We start from the raw sequence: 19,966 nt of genomic DNA on the forward strand, positions 1-19,966 counted from the left end.
TATGAAAAAAACGTTCAACTTCTCCTTGTTATTAGTGCTCTTACTGAGCACTAATGCAATAGCCCAAACACCGCCCGAAATACCTGAAACACTTAAAGAAAACGCCTATTCCGTCGTATTGAATAATCAAATAGATTTCACTTGTGAGTCGATGACAGACGCTGTAAAGAAAGAGACGTTCTCTGTTACTATACTGAACGAAAAAGGTAAAGATGCCGGTAATTTCATCATCATGTGCGACAAGTTCAGTTCACTGTCCAAGTTCTCAGGAGAAGTTCATGACCAAACAGGAAAACTTATTCGAAAAATAAAGAAATCCGAGCTACAGATGAGTGAGTACTCTTCAGGGCTAACCACGGATGACTACACCTATTATTATGAATGCAGTGCGATTTCTTATCCTTATACCGTAAAATATGAATGGGAAATAAAGTATAAAGGAGGATTCATCAGCTACCCTTCTTTTATACCGCAAGACCGTTTTAATCAGTCGGTAGTAGAAGCTACCTATCGCTTACATCACCCCGCAGGAAGCACTTACAGATGTAAAGCATTGAACACCGATGCAAAGATGCAAACGAAAACGACTCCCGAAGGTCCTTGCGAAGAGATCTCATTTAAAGGTTTGAAGGCCCTGGAACAAGAACTTTATGGCCCTCCGTTGAATAATCTTTTGCCTCGTGTTTATCTGGCTCCCACCACATTTGTGTTTGATGGCAGCCAAGGAGATATGAGCAATTGGAAATCATATGGGATTTGGCAATACGGATTATTAGCAGATAGAGATGCACTGCCTCCTGCATTTAAAGACAAGTTACTCAGCTTGACAGCAAATTGCAGTAGTGATAGAGATAAGGTGAAAGCCATCTATGATTATCTGGCGGCAAACACACGCTATGTAAGTATCCAGTTGGGTATTGGGGGATTACAGCCTGCACCGGCTATGGATGTGCACAAAACCGGATTTGGAGACTGCAAGGGATTATCCAACTATATGCGGGCAATGCTCAAAGAAGTAGGTATCACTTCGTATTATACCGTTATCAGTACAGACAATGCGCGTTTACTAAAAGATTTCTCGAGTGTGGGCCAGATGAATCATGTCATTTTGCAAGTGCCTCTAAAAAATGATACTCTTTGGCTTGAATGCACCAATGCCCAATTGCCTTTCGGATTCGTCCATAGTGAGATTGCCGGACACGATGCATTGTTGATAAAAGAAAATGGTGGGGAACTTTGTCGCCTTCCGGCATATCCCGATTCTCTAAATACACAAGTTCGATCAGCACAAGTATCTATAGCACCAACCGGGAAAGCAACCATCAAAACCAATCAGGAGTGCGGACTCTTTCAATACGAAGGCCTTTTTGGCATCTCAAAATTGGAACCTGATAAGCAAAAAGACGTTCTTCGCTCACAAATAGGCCTTACACAAGCTAGTGTTAGCAACGTTAACATTATAGAGAAGAAAACAGCCAATCCATTGATCGATATTGAATTTCAAACTGAATGCAACCAATTTGGTAACAAAACGGGCAATCGATTATTCATACCCGCCAATGTTTTTCAGAATCATCTAACCATTCCCAATCAGCCAAAACGAAGCTACGATATCTTCATCAACTATGGATATGTGGATACTGATAATATAAACATTGAACTTCCCGAAGGGTACAGCATCGAGGCAATGCCCAAACCGATATTCATAACCAATCAATTTGGGACTTTTACAGCCACAGTTGCACAAACAGGGAAAGAAATACATGTAATACAACGTTTATTTCTTAAAAAAGGAAAATATCCCATCAGTTCATACGAAGAGTTCACTAACTTTGCCAAAACAGTATCTCGGACATACAGCGGAAAGATCGTTTTAAAGAAAGAGTAGACTCTCAATAGACTAATTAATGACAACCAAAAGATATACTGCCGGTGAAGAACTGGCCAACAGCCTTTCGCATGGCGTAGGCATCCTATTAGGTCTTTTGGCCGGATATTTCTTACTGCAAAAAGCGCAAAGCAATTCCGACCCTTGGGCTGTGGGCTGCGTGCTGACTTACTTATTTGGCATGTTAGCTTCGTACGTTACCTCTACGTGGTATCATAGTAGCCCCTCTGGAAAGAGAAAAGAGGTTCTTCGCAAAGCCGATCATGCTGCTATCTACTGGCACATTGCCGGCACTTACACTCCCTTCACTCTGCTCGTGCTACGAGATGCCGCATATTGGGGATGGGGAGTTTTCACTTTCGTCTGGATGGCAACCATAGCAGGCACCCTCTTAAGTTTCAAAAAGTTAAAAGAGCACAGCAATCTCGAAACAGCTTGCTTCGTGGGAATGGGATCAGCCATTTTTGTAGCCATGAAGCCATTGGCTGATTGCCTCCAAAGCACCCAAATGATGCCGGCACTCTGGTGGCTCATTGGTGGAGGTGTATCCTATGTGATAGGTGCATTGTTCTATTCTTTCCGCAAAGTGAAGTACATGCACTTCGTTTTTCATCTCTTCTGTTTGGGTGGAAGCATCTGCCACATCATCTCCATCTGGATCATTTTATAAATTATAATGAGAGAAAAGTCTTCTATTTTGGAAAACTTTGATAATCAGGCGAAAAGAAAAGTTTTCCAAAATCTCTTCACTTTTAACATTAAAAACAGTACAAGATTCTGCTAGAAACATTATCTTTGCTTCAGTTCTGGTACTAAAAAGAGGTTTAGTAAAAGGGAATGCCGTGTGAATCGGCAACAGTACCCGCTGCTGTAATTCTCTATGAATCTGATATTTAGATGTCACTGTGCACTGCATGGGAAGGCGTATCGGAGGAGAGATGAGTCAGAAGACCGACCAGAAACGGCATTAATAGAATTGTTGCGCTTTCGGGAGTTAAAGCAAGTGAAGTTCGTCATTAACAAGTTGGCACAGTTGAACTTTTTATGAATCTGGTATTTCATAAGAAGTTATTTTCTGAGTGCCGCGTGTTAGCGTCATCTACTCTCCACTCTTCCTGCGTAATCAATTATTGGTACCGGCAAACAAACTGAGGATAACATTTACTAAAAGGATATAGTTATGAATTACGCCGAGATTTCTATCATTAAGAGAGATGGGAAAAGGGAAGATTTCTCCATCAGCAAAATTAAAAACGCAGTAGCCAAGGCTTTCAATGCCAATGGTATTACTGACGAAGACAAACTCATTGCAGACGTCACCATGCAGGTGATTGCTCACTTCGCTTCACCCACTATTTCGGTGGAGGAGATTCAAGACTTGGTAGAAAAAGAGCTAATGAAAGTGCGTCCTGAGGTAGCTAAGAAATATATTATCTACCGTGAATGGCGCAACACGGAGCGAGACAAGAAAACACAGATGAAGCATATCATGGATGGTATCGTAGCTATCGACAAGAATGATGTGAATCTGAGTAATGCAAATATGTCGAGCCACACTCCCGCCGGGCAGATGATGACTTTTGCTTCCGAAGTGACGAAAGACTATACCTACAGATACTTGCTGCCAAAACGTTTTGCCGAGGCACATCAACTAGGCGACATACATATTCATGACTTGGATTATTATCCAACCAAGACTACTACATGTATTCAGTATGACATGGATGATCTCTTCGAACGTGGTTTTCGCACCAAGAACGGAAGCATCCGTACCCCGCAAGGAATACAGAGTTATGCAACGCTGGCTACCATTATCTTCCAAACAAATCAGAACGAACAGCATGGGGGACAATCCATTCCGGCTTTTGATTTCTTCATGGCACAAGGTGTGTACAAGTCCTTCATTAAGCACCTGACTTCTGATCTCAGCTTTTATATAACAATGGTAAGCAATGCACCTAATGAAGAGAATCTGAAAGGGCTGGTTACAAAGCATATCTCATCTATAAAAGTGAAAGAAGATGATCAAGAATCATTATGTCAGGCACTCAGCTCTTTGCAAGTAACGATCAATAAAGAGACACTTGTTAAAATCGTAGAGAAAGCTTTTCAGCAGACACAAAAAGATACTCATCAAGCAATGGAGGGCTTCATTCATAACCTAAACACCATGCATTCCCGAGGAGGTAATCAGGTGGTATTCAGCTCCATCAATTACGGAACTGATACTTCGGCCGAGGGGCGCATGGTAATAGAAGAGTTGCTCAAGGCAACAGCGGAAGGATTAGGCGAAAGAGGCGAGGTCCCGGTATTCCCTATACAGATATTTAAGGTAAAAGATGGAGTTTCGTATTGCGAAGAAGATTACCGTATGGCAGCAAGTGATTTTGAGGCTGCTCTGGAGGGAAAGATACAGTTTGCAACACCTAACTTCGATCTTTTTTTGAAAGCTTGCCGCACTACTGCTAAGGCTCTTTTCCCTAACTTCATGTTCCTGGATACTCCTTTCAACGTAAACGAGAAGTGGCGGGCGGATGACCCTAAACGATACAAGTATGAGTTGGCAACAATGGGATGCCGTACGCGTGTATATGAGAATGTAGCCGGAGAAAAAACATCATTGGGAAGAGGTAACCTATCATTCACAACCCTCAACATGCCCCGACTGGCTATTGAAGCTCGCATCAAGGCCGAAAATCTCATTGAAAGTAATAATAAAGATGCCATAGAAGTCAAGGCTAAGGAACTGTTCCTTGAATCGGTGCATCAAATGAGCTGCCTCGTAGCCGACCAGCTCTATACTCGGTATCAGTACCAGCGAACAGCTCTTGCTCGTCAGTTCCCTTTCATGATGGGCAACGATGTATGGAAAGGCGGTGCAGCACTCGAACCAAACCAAGAGGTAGGTGACGTATTACGTAGTGGCACATTGGGTATTGGCTTCATTGGAGGACACAATGCCATGGTAGCACTCTACGGAGCAGGACATGGCCATAACACCAAAGCATGGGATACTCTTTACGAAGCTGTGCAAGAAATGAATAAGGTTGTTGATGAATATAAAACCAAGTACAATCTAAATTACTCTGTATTGGCCACTCCTGCCGAAGGACTATCAGGACGCTTCACGCGAATGGACAAACGAAAATATGGTTCAATTCCAGGCGTCACTGATAAAGACTACTATGTCAATTCCTTCCATGTGGATGTGCAGGAACCTATCAGTATTGTAGAAAAGATAAAATGCGAAGCTCCTTTCCATGCAATCACCCGAGGCGGACACATCACGTATGTGGAGTTGGACGGTGAAGCACAGAAAAATGTAAAAGCCATCGCTAAAATAGTAAAAGTGATGCACGACGAAGGCATCGGTTATGGCTCAGTCAATCATCCGGTAGATACCTGTCATGCGTGCGGATACAAAGGCGTCATATACGATAAATGTCCTGTCTGCCAAAGTGAGAACATTCTGCGTATGCGTCGCATCACAGGCTACCTCACCGGAGATCTTAGCTCATGGAACTCAGCCAAACGTGCGGAAGAAAAAGATAGAGTGAAACATCACTAATCGCAAAACATGCTTTATTTATTATACACTTATCCTGAAACCATAGTTGACGGTGAAGGCATTCGGTATTCCATTTATTTGGCTGGATGTCGCCACCGTTGTCAGGGTTGCCATAATCCCGAAAGTTGGAATCCACTATCCGGAGAACCTCTCACTGAAGAACGTATCTCAGGTATTATTAAAGAGATAAACGCCAATCCACTACTGGATGGTGTTACTTTCTCTGGGGGAGATCCGTTCTATAACCCAGAAGAGCTTTTGCCTTTTATTCGTCGTATTAAGAATGAAACGCAACTAAACATTTGGTGTTACACCGGATATAGGCATGAAGAAATAAAAGCTGACCAAAAATTCTCGGCAATACTACCTTATATCGATGTATTGGTTGACGGACGCTTCGAACAATCTCTCTACTCACCTTACCTTGCTTTTTGCGGAAGCAGCAATCAACGAATCATTAAGATTAGCCAATAGCCCACCGAATTTCAATCTGCAACTTTTAAAAGGTAGCGCATCGAAAGTTGCGCACCAATTTGAAGAAGTATAGTTTAAAATTCTCAATAATAAGGAAGTCAAAACTCTATTTTAGAAAAAGAAAACCTTTAATCTGAAACTTGACGATCCTTATCAGCAAAGAGAAGAGCCCTATCATAACTCAGAAATAGAGTTTGATAGGGCTCTTTTATGTAATTAGTTACAAACTGTAACTTTTTAGAATGGTGATTTTAGCTTTGACACATTCTCATTATTATAAAAAGTTAGTCAGATAATAGTCTATAACTGCTGCGCTTCAGAGTTGGACTATTGACACACTCTTACTTTTTTGAACGCTTCTATTTAGAAGAAGAAGCGTAATATATCATTAAAATTCGCCCAGATCAAGAGGCCGAACAGTAGAAACATCCCCACCATTTGAGCATATTCCATAAACTTATCACTCGGTTTGCGACGTGCCACAATTTCATACAGCAAGAAGAGTACATGTCCACCATCTAATGCAGGAATCGGCAAAATATTCATGAATGCCAGAATAATAGATAAGAAAGCCGTCATGTACCAGAATTGATGCCAATCCCAAGTAGCAGGGAAGATGCTTCCTATTGTACCAAAGCCTCCCAATTGTTTAGCTCCTTCTTTAGAGAATAGATATTTCATATCTCCAACATAGCCTTTCAGTGTCTTTACACCAAGTGAAATACCTGCCGGGAAAGATTCCAAGAAACTATATTTTACTTCAATCGAAGGCAGTAACTTGTTTAGGTCGCGCACTGGTACAACTCCCATCTTAAAGACAGAGTCAGTAACTAACGAAATTGTGTCAATGGCCCCCGCACGTGCGTAAGCAATGGTTACAAGATGTGGATTAACGCTATCAGCACGCAAAGATGCTTGGTTCTTCTTCAACGAATCCATCTCATTGATAAAATCGTAATAAGCAACCGAACGACCGTTCAATGCTACAATGCTATCGCCCGGCTGAATACCGGCCAATTGAGCTGGAGAACCAACTTTCACAGAATCGGCAACAAACGGAAAACGGTAATAAGCAAAACGCACAGAATCGGCCATCAACAGTTGCATCATGTTTTCAGGAATGTAAACCGAAACTTTTTCGCCAGCACGAAGCACTGTTACTTCACGAGCATCAGCTATATGACGAAGCATGTCACCATCATAACGAACTAGCTCTTTATCATCGGCAGACAGAAGAACATCCCCATCGCGAAAACCGATCGTTTTAGCCGTTTCGTTAAACTGCATTCCCAGAGGTACTTTCTGTACAGGTATGTATGAATCTCCCCAAGTAAGTAAAATCATGGAGTAGATAAATAAGGCCAAGATGAAATTAAAAACAACACCTCCAACCATAATCAACAAACGTTGATAAGCCGGTTTGGAACGAAATTCCCAAGGTTGTTCCGGTTGCTTCATCTGTTCGGTATCCATAGATTCATCTATCATACCCGCTATTTTCACATATCCGCCCAAAGGCAACCAGCCGATGCTATATTCCGTATCACTATTCTTCGGTTTGTATTTGAACAAAGAAAACCATGGGTCGAAAAATAAGCTAAACTTTTCGACTCTTACTTTAAAAAGACGAGCGAAAAGAAAGTGTCCGCCCTCATGAACAATGACGAGCAGAGATAAACTCATTATCAGTTGGAGGGCACGAATTAAGAATGTTTCCATTTTCTAAATTTATTGTTTTAAAAACTTAGCTTTCATTACTTGTTGTACTCCCACAAAAGCAACTTAAACCAGCATATTTATATTACTAATTATTTCTATTTCAAATCATTTCACGGACCATACATCTAGTCTCGCTATCAGTAGCCATATAATCGTCAAGCATCGGCGTTTTAACAAAAGAGACTCTGCTCATTGCCTTCTCTATGACATCACTCATGCCTAGAAAACTTATTTCATCACGCAAAAATGCAGCCACAACTATTTCATTGGCTGCATTCAAAATGCAAGGCATATTTCCTCCCCGGCCCATCGCTTCGTAAGCAAGTGCCAGGTTACGGAAACGAGTTGTATCAGGTTGTTCAAAAGTAAGATTAACACATTTGGTAAAATCTAACCGTTCAAAAGATGAGTGAATGCGATCGGGATACGAAAAAGCATACTGAATAGGTAAACGCATATCCGGCATACCTAGTTGTGCTTTCACTGCTCCATCCTCAAACTGCACCATAGAATGTATCACTGATTGAGGGTGCACTACTACTTCTATTTGTTCAGGCTTTACCCCGAACAACCACTTGGCTTCAATTACTTCAAACCCTTTATTCATCATAGAAGCAGAGTCAATCGTAATCTTTGCCCCCATTTCCCAATTAGGATGCTTCAATGCCTGTTCTTTCTTCACCGTACTTAAGTGGTCGAGCGTAGAGCAACGAAACGGACCACCCGAAGCAGTCAATATAATCTTCTCTATCGGATTACCCATCTCTCCAGCCAAACACTGAAAGATGGCAGAATGTTCGGAGTCGACCGGCAGAATAGGCGTACGATATTGCTGCGCCAGTTCATTTATCAACTCACCCGCCACCACAAGAGTTTCCTTATTAGCCAAAGCAATTGCTTTTCCGGCACAAATAGCTTTCATTGTCGGCTTTAAACCGGCAGAGCCTACCATGGCACTTAACACAATATCAATGGGTCCGGATTCCACTATCTGGCAAAGAGCCTCAGCACCGGCATACACCTTTATCGGGAGATCAGCAAGCGCTTCTTTTAATATTGCATATTTTGATTCATTTGCAATCACTACAGCTTCAGGACAAAACTTGCGCGCTTGGGCTATGAGTTGTTCTACCTTATTATTAGCTGTAAGTGCGTACACTTCGTAAAGATTCGGATGTTCCGCTATTACTTGTAAAGCCTGCGAACCGATAGATCCTGTGGATCCTAAAATTGCTATTTGTTTTTTCTTTTTTTCTTGTTGAACCATCGTTTTCCTCATTTATTTCCTAAAAAACAATGTATGTTTCCGGATTTATTGGGCGGCCCTTCTTCCACAATTCAAAGTGCAGTTGAGGAGATGTACTAAGCGTACCTGTATTACCTATCAAAGCAATTGCTTCTCCGCCTTTTACCTGATCACCTTCTTTTTTAAGTAAAGAGCCACAATGTTTATATATTGACACGAAGTCTTGAGTATGCTGAACTTCGATCAGATACCCTGTTTCAGCAGTATATGTACTCAAAATAACCGTTCCGTCGAGAACAGCCAGCACACTCTCATTTGGATTAGCAGCTATGTTTATCCCCAAAGGGTTGGTTGATGCACCAAAGTGCGATGAAATCATTCCTCTGATAGGACGAAAGAAAAGCAATCCCCCCACCTCAGCATGCGCATTGATCGTCGTTAGATTATACTTCTCCGCATCTTCATATTTACGACGAAAAGCCTCTTCTTTTTCAGTTCGCTTCATTAGTGAATCCTCTCGAATGTTTGTCAAAGAATCCATTGAATGCACCGTATCCACCTGCACCTTACCACTAAAAATATCTTGGATATTCATTATATACAAGTTTTGCCTATCCACCAATTGCTGAAGAGAGTCCAGTCGCAAGGCATTAACCACGATCTGTTTACGAACTTCACTATTCATATATCCAGGTAGATAGTTGCGTAGAGGAGTGAAAGTAATAATAGTAGCAGCAATAACAAAAACAACCGTGATCGACATAAGAAGTAAAGATACACTGTTCAATTTAGACACACGTAGCCCCACTACCTCCTCAAGAGTATTTTCATTGATGATAGTGAGTTTATATTTGAACTTTATGTTACTCCAAAAAGCTTTACTACGTTTCTTCTTTGCCATTTTATCAGACAACTATTTTCCGTTATTCGTCTTCATCTCCCTCCACTTGATCAAGATCCAATAAGCCTTCAGGTAAATCGACTGTAATGACTCTCTGTTCTTGGTCTATGCCTAAAATAAATTCTTCACGAGCAGGAATAAGTAACTCCTCTTCTTCAGTATCCACAATAAATAAAGTGTTAATAGTAGATGTATCCACCTCAACTATCTCACCCAGATTACCATGATGAACATCTTCTAACTGAAACCCTACAAAAAAGTCCCACGAGAGTTCACCCGGAGCAACAGCTTCATCAACATGTTTCACCGGGAAATAGACATCCACATTCGTAAACATGCGAGCATGTTCGGAAGAATCTACCCCTTCCAGTTTTACAAGCGCGCTAGAATCCGAACGGAAGCGATATTCCTCAATAAAAAAAGGAACCAAGATGCCATCAAGCAAGCAAACAAGGTATCCGCAATCAACACGATCAAACACGTCATCAGTGAAAGTGAACGACAATTCACCATGAATACCATGTGGTTTATTAAAAATTCCTATCTTGTATACTTCTTCTTGTTTTATCATAAACGAACGTACATCCTAAATTCTTGTAATTCTAGCTCCAAGAGCATTTAATCGCCCTTCAATGTTTTGATAGCCACGATCTATCTGTTCAATATTGTGAATGCGGCTGATTCCTTCAGCACTCATAGCAGCAATAAGCAAAGCAATGCCGGCACGAATATCAGGAGAAGTCATATTACCCCCACGCAATTTAAATTCATGATTATGACCAATAACAACTGCCCTGTGTGGATCACAAAGAATGATCTGTGCTCCCATATCGATGAGCTTATCAACAAAGAATAAGCGACTTTCAAACATCTTTTGATGAATCAGCACACTGCCTTTTGCTTGTGTGGCCACCACCAACAATACACTTAGCAAGTCAGGAGTCAATCCCGGCCAAGGCGCATCAGCTATAGTCATAATAGAGCCATCAATAAACGACTCTATCTGATAAGAATTTTGAGAAGGCACAAAGATATCATCACCCCTCTGTTCCAGTTCGATACCCAAACGACGGAAACTCTCGGGTATAATACCTAAGTTTTCATAAGATACATTCTTTATACAAAGTTCGCTCTTCGTCATCGCAGCCATACCAATAAAACTGCCCACTTCGATCATGTCGGGCAATACCGTATGTTCTGTACCACCCAAGCAATCTATTCCCTCAATAGTAAGCAGATTAGAAGCTATTCCGCTTATTTTTGCGCCCATTCTATTGAGCATTTTACACAATTGTTGAAGATAAGGTTCGCAAGCAGCGTTATAAATAGTAGTAACGCCTTGAGCTAAAACGGCAGCCATTACGATGTTAGCTGTTCCGGTAACAGACGCTTCATCGAGCAACATATACGCACCTTTCAACTGTGAAGCCGATATTTCGTATACACCCCGTTCTTCATTGTAAGAAAAATCAGCGCCTAATTTCTGTATGCCCACAAAGTGAGTATCCAAACGACGACGTCCAATCTTGTCTCCTCCGGGTTTTGAGATCATAGCTTTGCCGAATCGTCCCACCATTGGTCCGATTAACATCACCGATCCACGCAGACTGGAACATTTCTTCAAGAACTCATCACTCTCCAGATAACTCAAGTCCACAGAATCAGCTTTAAAGCTATAGGTACTAACACCTTTCTTCGCTACTGTAACTCCCATATCACGCATCAGCTGAATGAGATTATTCACGTCTAGAATATCGGGAATATTATGAACCGTCACCTCTTCGGAGGTAAGTAGAGTAGCACAGATGATCTGTAACACTTCGTTTTTGGCACCTTGCGGATAAATATCTCCACGTAGTTTGTGCCCTCCTTCGATTACGAATGAAGTCATAGTCGTTGAAATTAGGGATTACAAATTGCGCCTAGCTGAGCGACAATTATTTATAGTTTCTTCTTGGATTGTTGTTAGTTGGCCTGGGGCGACGGTTTGTTGCCAAACGGCTTTCCATCAACTTAAGTATATCATCAGTTAGTTGAAGCTTCCCTACAGAAAGCTCAGCCAAATCGTCTGCTATCTTCCGATCATCTACCGTATCCTTGTTCCAAGCCATATAATCTTTCTTCATGTGATTAGCTATGAGGGCCACAAGATTTTTCTTCTCATCACCTTCTGGAAATTCACAAGCCTTCTTAATTAAGATTTCAAGCGTACGACCGTAGTGACGATAGCGTATTTTTGTGCTAGGATATGGCACAAGATCGGGCTTAGTGATAAGATTATCTTTACGAATAACCACGTAAGGACATTCGATATCCAATTTAAAATCGGACATAATAGCCAAATGATCCCACAGTTTGTGCTTAAAATCGGGCACATCTCTGAGGTGTGGGAACATACTACCCATAATGTTGATAATGGTGTTTGCACAACGCTGACGTTCAGCCTTGTCTTCTATCGTAAGCGCATGATCTACCATATTTTGAATACTACGTCCGTATTCAGGCAAGAACATTCTTTTCTGTTGGGTATTGTATAACATATAATTAATAAATTACAAAAGTTTCTTAGGTTGAGAGGCTACAAATTCTTTGAGATAAAATGGTTCAAAATAAGCCACATCCTTATAATCCTGCTTAGCTATAGCCTTTTCTGCAAGCGGAAACATCATCTTGGCCACCGGGTAGATATCGTCAATAAAATGAGCATTGGGATGTATAATCCGATCTCTGCATTTAGCCGCACCGTCACCAAAGAAATACACCGGATGTTCACAAAGAAATTCTAAATATGAATTCTCATCAACGATGTCAGCCGAAATTTCACGCTTCACATTCAGTGAGCGATCATAAATAGCTGCATACACTTCCATTCTGCGTGCATCAATCATCGGGCAAAGCAAAGCATCATCGGGTAATTCATGATATAGCAATACCGGAACGCTTAAAACTTCCGGCGTAGGAATGCCAATGAGAGGAATATTGCGACCATAACAAACTCCTTTTGCCATAGACACCCCAATGCGCAAACCAGTATATGAACCGGGACCGCAACTCACTGCTACTGCATCAAGAGGAATGCCATGACTATCAATAAACGATAAAGCTTCATCTACAAAAACGCCCAAAGAGACCGCATGAGAAGGGCCTTGAAAATCTTCTTTGACAAAAACACTCTGTCCATCTTCACTTACTGCAACCGAACAAACAGTTGTAGAAGTTTCAATATGTAAGATACACGACATAAAATTTCAGTTTATAATGATGCAAAGATACGTATAATTACGAAAAAACAGCTACTTTTGCAGAAAACTAATGTGAGTATGATACAATCAATGACGGGATATGGAAAAGCTACAGCCGAACTTCCCGATAAGAAAATAAATGTAGAGATTAAATCGCTTAATAGCAAGGCTATGGATCTGTCAACACGTATCGCTCCGGCCTATCGGGAAAAAGAGATGGAAATTCGTAACGAAGTAACCAAAACACTAGAACGTGGTAAGGTTGATTTCAGCCTTTGGGTAGAGAAAAAAGAAGCTTCGGATGCTGCCACACCTATCAACCAAGAATTAGTGCAAAGTTATTACAAGCAAATAACAGAAATATCTAATAATTTAGGCATTGCCTTGCCAACCGATTGGTTCCAGACTCTTCTACGCATGCCCGATGTGATGAGTAGAACAGAGGTTCAAGAGCTCACCGACGACGAATGGGCTATGGCTCACAAAGCAGTTGAAGATGCCATTGAGCACTTAACTGATTTTCGCAAACAAGAGGGAGCAGCTTTAGAGAAAAAATTCCGCGAGAAGGTAGGAAACATTCATAATTTACTCGAATCTGTTGCCCCTTACGAAAAAGAGCGGGTTGAGAAGATCAAAGAACGTATTACTGACGCCCTTACAAAAACGATCAGCGTAGATTATGATAAGAATCGCCTTGAACAGGAGTTGATCTATTACATCGAAAAACTGGACATCAACGAAGAGAAGCAACGACTGGGTAATCACTTAAAGTACTTTATCAGCACTCTCGAAAGCGGAACCGGACAAGGGAAAAAGCTTGGTTTTATCGCTCAAGAAATGGGGCGCGAAATAAACACATTAGGCAGCAAATCTAACCATGCCGAAATGCAAAAAATCGTGGTGCAAATGAAAGACGAACTGGAACAAATCAAAGAGCAGATTCTCAACGTAATGTAACAATCTCCAGAAGGAAACATGAACGGAAAACTTATTATATTTTCAGCTCCATCAGGTTCAGGTAAATCAACTATCATCAATGATTTGCTAACTCAAAACCTTAATCTGTTTTTTTCTATTTCTGCAACCAGTCGCCCTCCACGTGGCAACGAAAAAGATGGAGTAGAATACTTCTTCCTTTCGCCCGAGGAATTTCGCCGTCGTATCGACAATAACGAGTTTTTGGAACACGAGGAAGTGTACAAAGACCGCTATTACGGCACACTGAAGGCTCAGGTTGAGAAGCAACTTGAAGCCGGACAAAATGTGATATTCGATGTAGATGTGATGGGTGGATGCAACATTAAGAAATTCTATGGTGACCGAGCACTTTCGGTTTTCATTCAACCACCTTCTATAGAAGAGCTAAGACACAGACTGGTGGGACGTGCCACAGATTCTGCTGAGGTAATAGAAAGCCGTATAGCAAAAGCGGAATTTGAACTTACGTATGCCACTAAATTCGACCAGATTATTATCAATGATGATCTGGAAACAGCTAAAAAAGAAGCTTTAAAAGTAATCAAAGCATTTCTGGAAAAATGAATCTAAAAACGGGTATTTTTAGCGGATCGTTTAACCCCATCCACATCGGACACCTTGCTTTGGCCAATTATCTTTGTGAGTTTGCCGAACTCGATGAGATATGGTTCATGGTTAGCCCGCACAACCCGTTGAAAGAAGAAGGCAATCTGCTCGCAGATCATAAACGCTTAGAGTTGGTCGAACTGGCTATTGAGGGTTATCCCCGATTTCATGCATCCGATTTCGAATTTCAACTTCCTCGCCCCAGCTACACCGTCCATACCCTCGAGAAACTCAAAGAGAGCTATCCCGAGAGAGAGTTTCATCTGATTATCGGATCCGACAATTGGAGCCTATTTTCTTTATGGAAAGATTCCGAACAGATCATTACCGGCACCCCTATCCTTATTTATCCTCGTCCCGGATTCTCGATTGACGAAAAACAATTGCCAGAGGGTGTAAGTCTCGTCTCTGCTCCCCTACTCGATGTAAGTTCGACCTTCATCAGAGAAGCAATATCAACGGGAAAAGATATCAGATACTTCCTCCCCCCTGCCGTTTATAAGATGATAGTAAGCGAAGGACTTTATAAATAGATCGTTATCGACTAAAAGATTTCTCACATCCATTTTTCCTCTAGCTGCTCTCCTCTTAAGCTAATGCGAATCAACTTTAGCGGAATATTTCGAGAAGCCACTTTCCTAGCCTCTTCACAAAGATTGAGCAGGCCGCCACAACAAGGAACCTCCATAATCATCACTGTCAGTGTATTAATACCGGCATGATCTATCATCTCAGCAAGTTTACGAATATAAACATCTTTCCCTTGATCCAACTTTGGACAGGCTATAGCTAAACGCTTTCCTTTCAAGTAGGTCTGATGGAAATTACCGACCGTGAAAGCGCAACAATCAGCAGCAACAAGCAAGTCGGCACCTTTTAGGAAAGTAGCCGTGGGCGAAAGTAAGTGTAATTGCACGGGCCATTGCTGCAACTCACTGCGCTGAATTGCAGACGAAGCTGATTCCTCAGTCGGCAAAGCATACGCTATTTCTCTACTACCCGGACAACCATGATGGTGACTAGAAGCCGCCTTTAGAGAAATTGGTGCCATCTCTACCTTTTTATAAACAGGTATTGACATGCGGTGTTTCCTCAAAACATCTTCAGCTTCTCTGAGCAAATCATGTTGATCATGTTCATTAAGATGCTTCAGGTGTGCCAATATTACCTTCTCTCCTTTTTGCATGAGCCGCTCCATCACACGCGATTCATCATACGGTTCCGATTCTCTTTCTTCTAACGTAATGGCTCCTTCGGGACAATCGCCTATACACGCTCCCAATCCGTCGCAATACAGTTCGCTAACCAACATTGCCTTACCGTTAATTAACTGCAAAGCACCTTCGTGACAACCTTTCACGCAAACTCCGCACCCATTGCAAAGCTCTTCATCAATCTTAATAATGGTTCGTTTCATCTTTCTTTCTATTATTTGAGTACAAATATCGGGATTTCATAATCAGATTATTGTAACCTATGTGACAAAGAAACAATTCTTCTCTGAACAGCAAACCTAACACAAAGTCTTTTTCGTCAAACCAAAGACTCTTGAGATGAATAAAAACACTCTTTCAAAAGACATCATTTGTCAATTTTAAAGAAAACCGCTAATACCCCTCTACAGGCCCTGTGAGAGAGGTTGGTAGAACTAGTTACTTCACCGTGGTGAATTAACTAGTTCACCGCGGTTAAGTAACTAGTTAACCACGCTGAAGTAACTAGTTAACCACGCTGAAGTAACTAGTTCTATTTTGGGTGCAATTAATGTAAACTATTATCGAAAAAGAGGTTTGCATAAGCATCAAAGAATATGAATGCAAGAACAATGAAACGATCACTGTTTATGAAGTACGATAACAACGATCTCACTCGGCGCAAAAAGTCGGAGCCGTTTTCGAGAGGTACCAATACCGTTGGTCACAATTACAGGTATATGAGCAGAAGTATATTTCAGTCCTGTTCGAAAGTGTTGACCATAAGCAGAAGGAATAATAGGGGCATATAAACCGAAAAGAGTAACTTGTCCACCATGCGTATGCCCTGCCAAAACCAAATCTGAGTTAGTAATAGGAACCTCTTCTGCATAATCGGGTGTATGAGTAAGCAGAATTACAAAATCGCCTGCAGAAAGGGAAAGTGTGGGCGACACGCCATTTCTTTTCAAGTCGAATGGATTACGCACACCTGCCAGAATAATACGTCCGCTATCTAAATTAAGCGTATCAAGTTGATGCTCCAAGACTTTCATTCCATGTCGATGCATTTCCCTGACTATTTCATCATGACAACGCTCATAGTCATTATTCCCCATCACACCGATAGTGCCAAACTTTGTCTTCACTGCCGACAACTTATCAAAGAGTTCAGGTACCACATCGCATCCTTCCTGATAGTCGCCTCCCATCAATAACACATCCGCCTTTACATCTTGCAATTGCCTTACAAGCTTATCCAAGCCCGCCTCTTGGAGTGTACTCTTATAATGTAAATCGGAGATAAAAGCAATGCGAAATCCATCAAACGCTGTCGGAATATCTTTATGAAAGAAGTCGTACTTCTTCACCCTTCCTGCCCCATGCGAAGAGAATCTCTGCGTAGAAGAGCAAGAAGAGAGGAAAAATAAAAGCAAGAGGTAGAAGTAGATTATGCGATTCACTGTGGTGTTGAATATCCTTTAGCTTTCATCTGTTCCTGAATTTTAGGTACTAAAGACATACCCCATTGCTGACCGGCAGCCATGGATTCGGTAACAATCTGAGGGTTCACTATTGATAATTTTTTCCCTATAGGAGAATCATAAAAAGCAATCAATTGGGTTAAATCTTCGGCCGTAAGATATTTCTTGTAAATGGGAGTCAGCATAGCCGTCATATCATTCGGTACATTCTTCGTAAGTTCCCCCTCCATCGATACCCAGAAATCTTCGGGAACATTAGGAGATTGTTGTTTAAACATCGTTATCATCTGAGTAATACCTGCTTGATATGTGGCAGTAGAGTTCGTAACAGCCAGCATCTTTTCCATCAACTGTTCATAAGAGTCGGCCGATTGTGCATTGGCAGTTACAGAGAAGAAAGAAAGGAATAAAAGAAAGAATAAATTCATTGTCGTCTTTTTCATAATTGTATTGGTATTAGAATACACAAATATAATTCATTTTTCCAATTACTTACACATTCAACCTCAGAATTATACTATAAGAAGAAGATAATATCCTTTTTCTACTATCTCTCTCCTTATTTTTACTTGAATGATTGTATCTTTGCCACACCCAAAATATAAGTAGATAGATGGAAAATAAGATAAAGATAAATTCAGTGAAAGCCTGGTTCTTGGCTGCAAGACCAAAAACGCTAGCCAGTGCATTTACGCCCGTGTTAATAGGTAGCGCTATGGCATATATGGATGGGAAGTTCAACTGGCTACCTGCGCTAATTTGCTTACTGTTTGCCTTTGAGATGCAGATTGCCGCCAACTTTATCAATGACTTATATGACTTTCTGAAGGGTACTGACCGTGAAGATCGCTTGGGCCCTGAGAGAGCTACATCCCAAGGATGGATCTCTCCGTCGGCCATGCGAAATGGGATATTTATTATTGTTGCCATTGCCTGCATCACAGGTAGCATGCTTCTTTTCTATACCGGATGGCAATTGATCATTGTTGGTTTGCTCTGCATCCTTTTCGCTTTCTTATACACCACCGGCCCCTATCCTCTTTCATATAATGGGTGGGGTGATGCATTGGTTCTTATCTTTTTTGGCTTTGTACCGGTAGGTGGCACATACTATGTGCAGTCGCTAACCTGGAACACTGATGTAACAGTTGCCTCCATCGTTTGCGGCCTCATCGTAGACACATTGTTAGTCGTAAATAACTATCGCGATCGCGAAGCGGATAAGAAAAGCGGAAAGCGCACCATCATTGTACGCTTCGGCGAGCCATTCGGACGATATTTATATCTTTGGTTAGGACTTATTGCTGCATGGGGATGTTTCTGGTTTTTAGTGAACGCGCATCTCTACGCCGCTCTCCTACCTCAGCTATATCTCATTGCTCACATCAGAACATGGCAAAAAATGGTAAAAATACATAGTGGTAAAAAACTAAACAGCATACTGGGAGAAACGTCTCGCAATATGCTGCTATTAGGTTTATTATTATCGTTGGGTATGCTCCTATCTTGAGCCGTACATCTTTTCGTAGTATTTTTGATAATCACCACTGGTAACCTCTTCCACCCAAGTTTGATTGGCCAGATACCATTCAATGGTTTTCACAATCCCTACTTCAAACTTGGTTTCAGGATACCAACCTAACGCATCTGTAATTTTCGTCGGATCAATGGCATAGCGCTGATCGTGGCCGAGGCGATCTTTCACAAAGAGAATCAAGCTTTCATCAATCCAATTGATTGAAATTTCACCATTGGCATCTTTCTCTTTCTTTTTTAAAAGACTGCGATAATTAGGATTCTCACTCATCAAGCGATGAATGGTACTAATCGTAAGTTTCACTATCTCAAGATTCGTCTTCTCATTGTGACCACCGACATTATACACTTCACCTTCTTTACCCAGACGCACTACCAAATCAATGGCTTTGCAGTGATCTTCCACATAAAGCCAATCGCGTACATTGCTGCCATCCCCATATACAGGAAGTTTCTTGCCTTCAAGGATGTTCTTAATAATTAGAGGAATGAGCTTTTCCGGAAAATGGTAAGGCCCATAGTTATTGGAACAGCGTGTGATAGAGATCGGCATCTTGTAAGTATCATGATAAGCCATTACCACAAGGTCGGCGCTGGTCTTGGATGCACTATACGGACTGTGAGGGCAAAGAGGCGTTTCTTCCGTGAAGAAGCCTTCAGTTCCTAGAGAGCCATATACTTCATCCGTAGATACTTGATGGTAGCGCACACCTTTACGCCAAGTAGGGTATCCATATTCGTCCTTACCCGTGACCCATGCACGACGAGCAGCATCAAGCAAATTCTGTGTTCCCAGAATATTGGTAGTCAAAAACAGTTGAGGGTTCTCAATACTTCTATCCACATGGCTTTCAGCAGCAAAATTAACCACATAGTCGAACTTATATTCGCCAAAAAGTCTATCTGCAAGCGAGTAATCGCAAATATCCCCTTTTATGAAGAAGCAACGTTCACTATCAATATCAGAAGCAATAGTCCCCAGATTTCCGGCATAAGTCAGTGTATCAAGAACTACAACCTTGATATCGTTATGCTTAGCCAGGATATACTTCAAATAGTTGGCTCCAATAAATCCGGCAGCTCCGGTTACGAGATAAGTTTTCATATATTCGTTGAATTTGTTTTGTTTCG

At 41.4% G+C, this 19,966-nt stretch carries 19 protein-coding genes and 1 riboswitch; of the genes, 8 read left to right on the forward strand and 11 right to left on the reverse strand.

The window, feature by feature from the left end:
* Position 1 precedes the first annotated feature (1 nt).
* From BQ5338_RS04320 to nrdG, 4 genes are all read left to right on the forward strand, one after another.
* Positions 2 to 1,888 carry a DUF3857 domain-containing protein gene (locus BQ5338_RS04320; RefSeq protein ID WP_071145556.1) on the forward strand — a complete coding sequence of 629 codons (1,887 nt, stop codon included), beginning with the start codon at positions 2 to 4 and terminating at the stop codon, positions 1,886 to 1,888.
* Positions 1,889 to 1,907: 19 nt separating this feature from the next.
* On the forward strand, positions 1,908 to 2,558 hold the full coding sequence (gene trhA, locus BQ5338_RS04325) for a PAQR family membrane homeostasis protein TrhA (protein ID WP_071145557.1): 651 nt from the start codon (positions 1,908 to 1,910) through the stop codon (positions 2,556 to 2,558).
* A 120-nt stretch (positions 2,559 to 2,678) separates the two neighbouring features.
* Positions 2,679 to 2,862, forward strand: a riboswitch (cobalamin riboswitch).
* 206 nt (positions 2,863 to 3,068) lie between these two features.
* Complete coding sequence (locus tag BQ5338_RS04330) at positions 3,069 to 5,456, forward strand: anaerobic ribonucleoside triphosphate reductase (RefSeq protein ID WP_071145558.1); 2,388 nt, start codon at positions 3,069 to 3,071, stop codon at positions 5,454 to 5,456.
* A 9-nt stretch (positions 5,457 to 5,465) separates the two neighbouring features.
* A complete protein-coding gene (gene nrdG / locus BQ5338_RS04335) occupies positions 5,466 to 5,930 on the forward strand; it encodes an anaerobic ribonucleoside-triphosphate reductase activating protein (RefSeq protein WP_071145559.1) in 465 nt (154 codons plus the stop codon).
* Positions 5,931 to 6,293: 363 nt separating this feature from the next.
* On the opposite strand, the gene rseP is transcribed toward nrdG, so the two are convergent.
* The 7 genes from rseP to tsaB form a co-directional block, all read right to left on the reverse strand.
* The gene (gene rseP / locus BQ5338_RS04340; protein ID WP_071145560.1) at positions 6,294 to 7,649 is read right to left on the reverse strand and encodes an RIP metalloprotease RseP; all 1,356 of its coding nucleotides are present in this window, start codon (positions 7,647 to 7,649) and stop codon (positions 6,294 to 6,296) included.
* 100 nt (positions 7,650 to 7,749) lie between these two features.
* Complete coding sequence (locus tag BQ5338_RS04345) at positions 7,750 to 8,916, reverse strand: 1-deoxy-D-xylulose-5-phosphate reductoisomerase (protein ID WP_071145561.1); 1,167 nt, start codon at positions 8,914 to 8,916, stop codon at positions 7,750 to 7,752.
* A gap of 19 nt (positions 8,917 to 8,935) precedes the next feature.
* Positions 8,936 to 9,796: a M23 family metallopeptidase gene (locus tag BQ5338_RS04350; protein ID WP_071145562.1), complete on the reverse strand. Its 861-nt coding sequence runs from the start codon at positions 9,794 to 9,796 to the stop codon at positions 8,936 to 8,938.
* Between the two features lie 22 nt (positions 9,797 to 9,818).
* Complete coding sequence (gene rimM / locus BQ5338_RS04355) at positions 9,819 to 10,367, reverse strand: ribosome maturation factor RimM (RefSeq protein ID WP_071145563.1); 549 nt, start codon at positions 10,365 to 10,367, stop codon at positions 9,819 to 9,821.
* 15 nt (positions 10,368 to 10,382) lie between these two features.
* Positions 10,383 to 11,687 (reverse strand): UDP-N-acetylglucosamine 1-carboxyvinyltransferase, encoded by a 1,305-nt coding sequence (murA, locus tag BQ5338_RS04360; RefSeq protein WP_071145564.1) that lies wholly within the window; start codon positions 11,685 to 11,687, stop codon positions 10,383 to 10,385.
* Positions 11,688 to 11,733: 46 nt separating this feature from the next.
* On the reverse strand, positions 11,734 to 12,336 hold the full coding sequence (locus BQ5338_RS04365) for a DUF4290 domain-containing protein (protein WP_071145565.1): 603 nt from the start codon (positions 12,334 to 12,336) through the stop codon (positions 11,734 to 11,736).
* Between the two features lie 12 nt (positions 12,337 to 12,348).
* A complete protein-coding gene (tsaB, locus tag BQ5338_RS04370; RefSeq protein WP_071145566.1) occupies positions 12,349 to 13,038 on the reverse strand; it encodes a tRNA (adenosine(37)-N6)-threonylcarbamoyltransferase complex dimerization subunit type 1 TsaB in 690 nt (229 codons plus the stop codon).
* 78 nt (positions 13,039 to 13,116) lie between these two features.
* Between tsaB and BQ5338_RS04375 the strand changes: the two genes are divergently transcribed.
* The 3 genes from BQ5338_RS04375 to nadD are packed head-to-tail and all read left to right on the forward strand — an operon-like array spanning position 13,117 to position 15,155.
* Positions 13,117 to 13,995 carry a YicC/YloC family endoribonuclease gene (locus tag BQ5338_RS04375; protein ID WP_071145567.1) on the forward strand — a complete coding sequence of 293 codons (879 nt, stop codon included), beginning with the start codon at positions 13,117 to 13,119 and terminating at the stop codon, positions 13,993 to 13,995.
* An 18-nt stretch (positions 13,996 to 14,013) separates the two neighbouring features.
* Complete coding sequence (gene gmk, locus BQ5338_RS04380) at positions 14,014 to 14,580, forward strand: guanylate kinase (RefSeq protein ID WP_071145568.1); 567 nt, start codon at positions 14,014 to 14,016, stop codon at positions 14,578 to 14,580.
* Positions 14,577 to 15,155, forward strand: a complete 579-nt coding sequence (gene nadD, locus BQ5338_RS04385; protein ID WP_071145569.1) for a nicotinate (nicotinamide) nucleotide adenylyltransferase — start codon at positions 14,577 to 14,579, stop codon at positions 15,153 to 15,155. Before gmk ends, nadD begins: the two co-directional genes overlap by 4 nt.
* A 23-nt stretch (positions 15,156 to 15,178) precedes the next feature.
* Here the strand turns inward: nadD and BQ5338_RS04390 are convergent, their stop codons facing one another.
* From BQ5338_RS04390 to BQ5338_RS04400, 3 genes are all read right to left on the reverse strand, one after another.
* Positions 15,179 to 16,039 (reverse strand): ATP-binding protein, encoded by an 861-nt coding sequence (locus BQ5338_RS04390; RefSeq protein WP_071145570.1) that lies wholly within the window; start codon positions 16,037 to 16,039, stop codon positions 15,179 to 15,181.
* 417 nt (positions 16,040 to 16,456) lie between these two features.
* On the reverse strand, positions 16,457 to 17,251 hold the full coding sequence (locus BQ5338_RS04395; RefSeq protein ID WP_394331128.1) for a metallophosphoesterase: 795 nt from the start codon (positions 17,249 to 17,251) through the stop codon (positions 16,457 to 16,459).
* A gap of 23 nt (positions 17,252 to 17,274) precedes the next feature.
* Complete coding sequence (locus BQ5338_RS04400; RefSeq protein ID WP_071145572.1) at positions 17,275 to 17,742, reverse strand: DUF2059 domain-containing protein; 468 nt, start codon at positions 17,740 to 17,742, stop codon at positions 17,275 to 17,277.
* A gap of 170 nt (positions 17,743 to 17,912) precedes the next feature.
* Between BQ5338_RS04400 and BQ5338_RS04405 the strand changes: the two genes are divergently transcribed.
* Positions 17,913 to 18,809 (forward strand): 1,4-dihydroxy-2-naphthoate polyprenyltransferase, encoded by an 897-nt coding sequence (locus tag BQ5338_RS04405; RefSeq protein ID WP_071145573.1) that lies wholly within the window; start codon positions 17,913 to 17,915, stop codon positions 18,807 to 18,809.
* Here BQ5338_RS04405 and rfbB read toward each other — a convergent pair.
* Positions 18,801 to 19,940: a dTDP-glucose 4,6-dehydratase gene (gene rfbB / locus BQ5338_RS04410; protein WP_071145574.1), complete on the reverse strand. Its 1,140-nt coding sequence runs from the start codon at positions 19,938 to 19,940 to the stop codon at positions 18,801 to 18,803. The two genes, BQ5338_RS04405 and rfbB, sit on opposite strands and share 9 nt — an antisense overlap.
* Positions 19,941 to 19,966: the final 26 nt, after the last annotated feature.

The sequence above is a fragment of the Bacteroides ihuae genome (assembly GCF_900104585.1).
Taxonomy (GTDB): domain Bacteria; phylum Bacteroidota; class Bacteroidia; order Bacteroidales; family Bacteroidaceae; genus Bacteroides; species Bacteroides ihuae.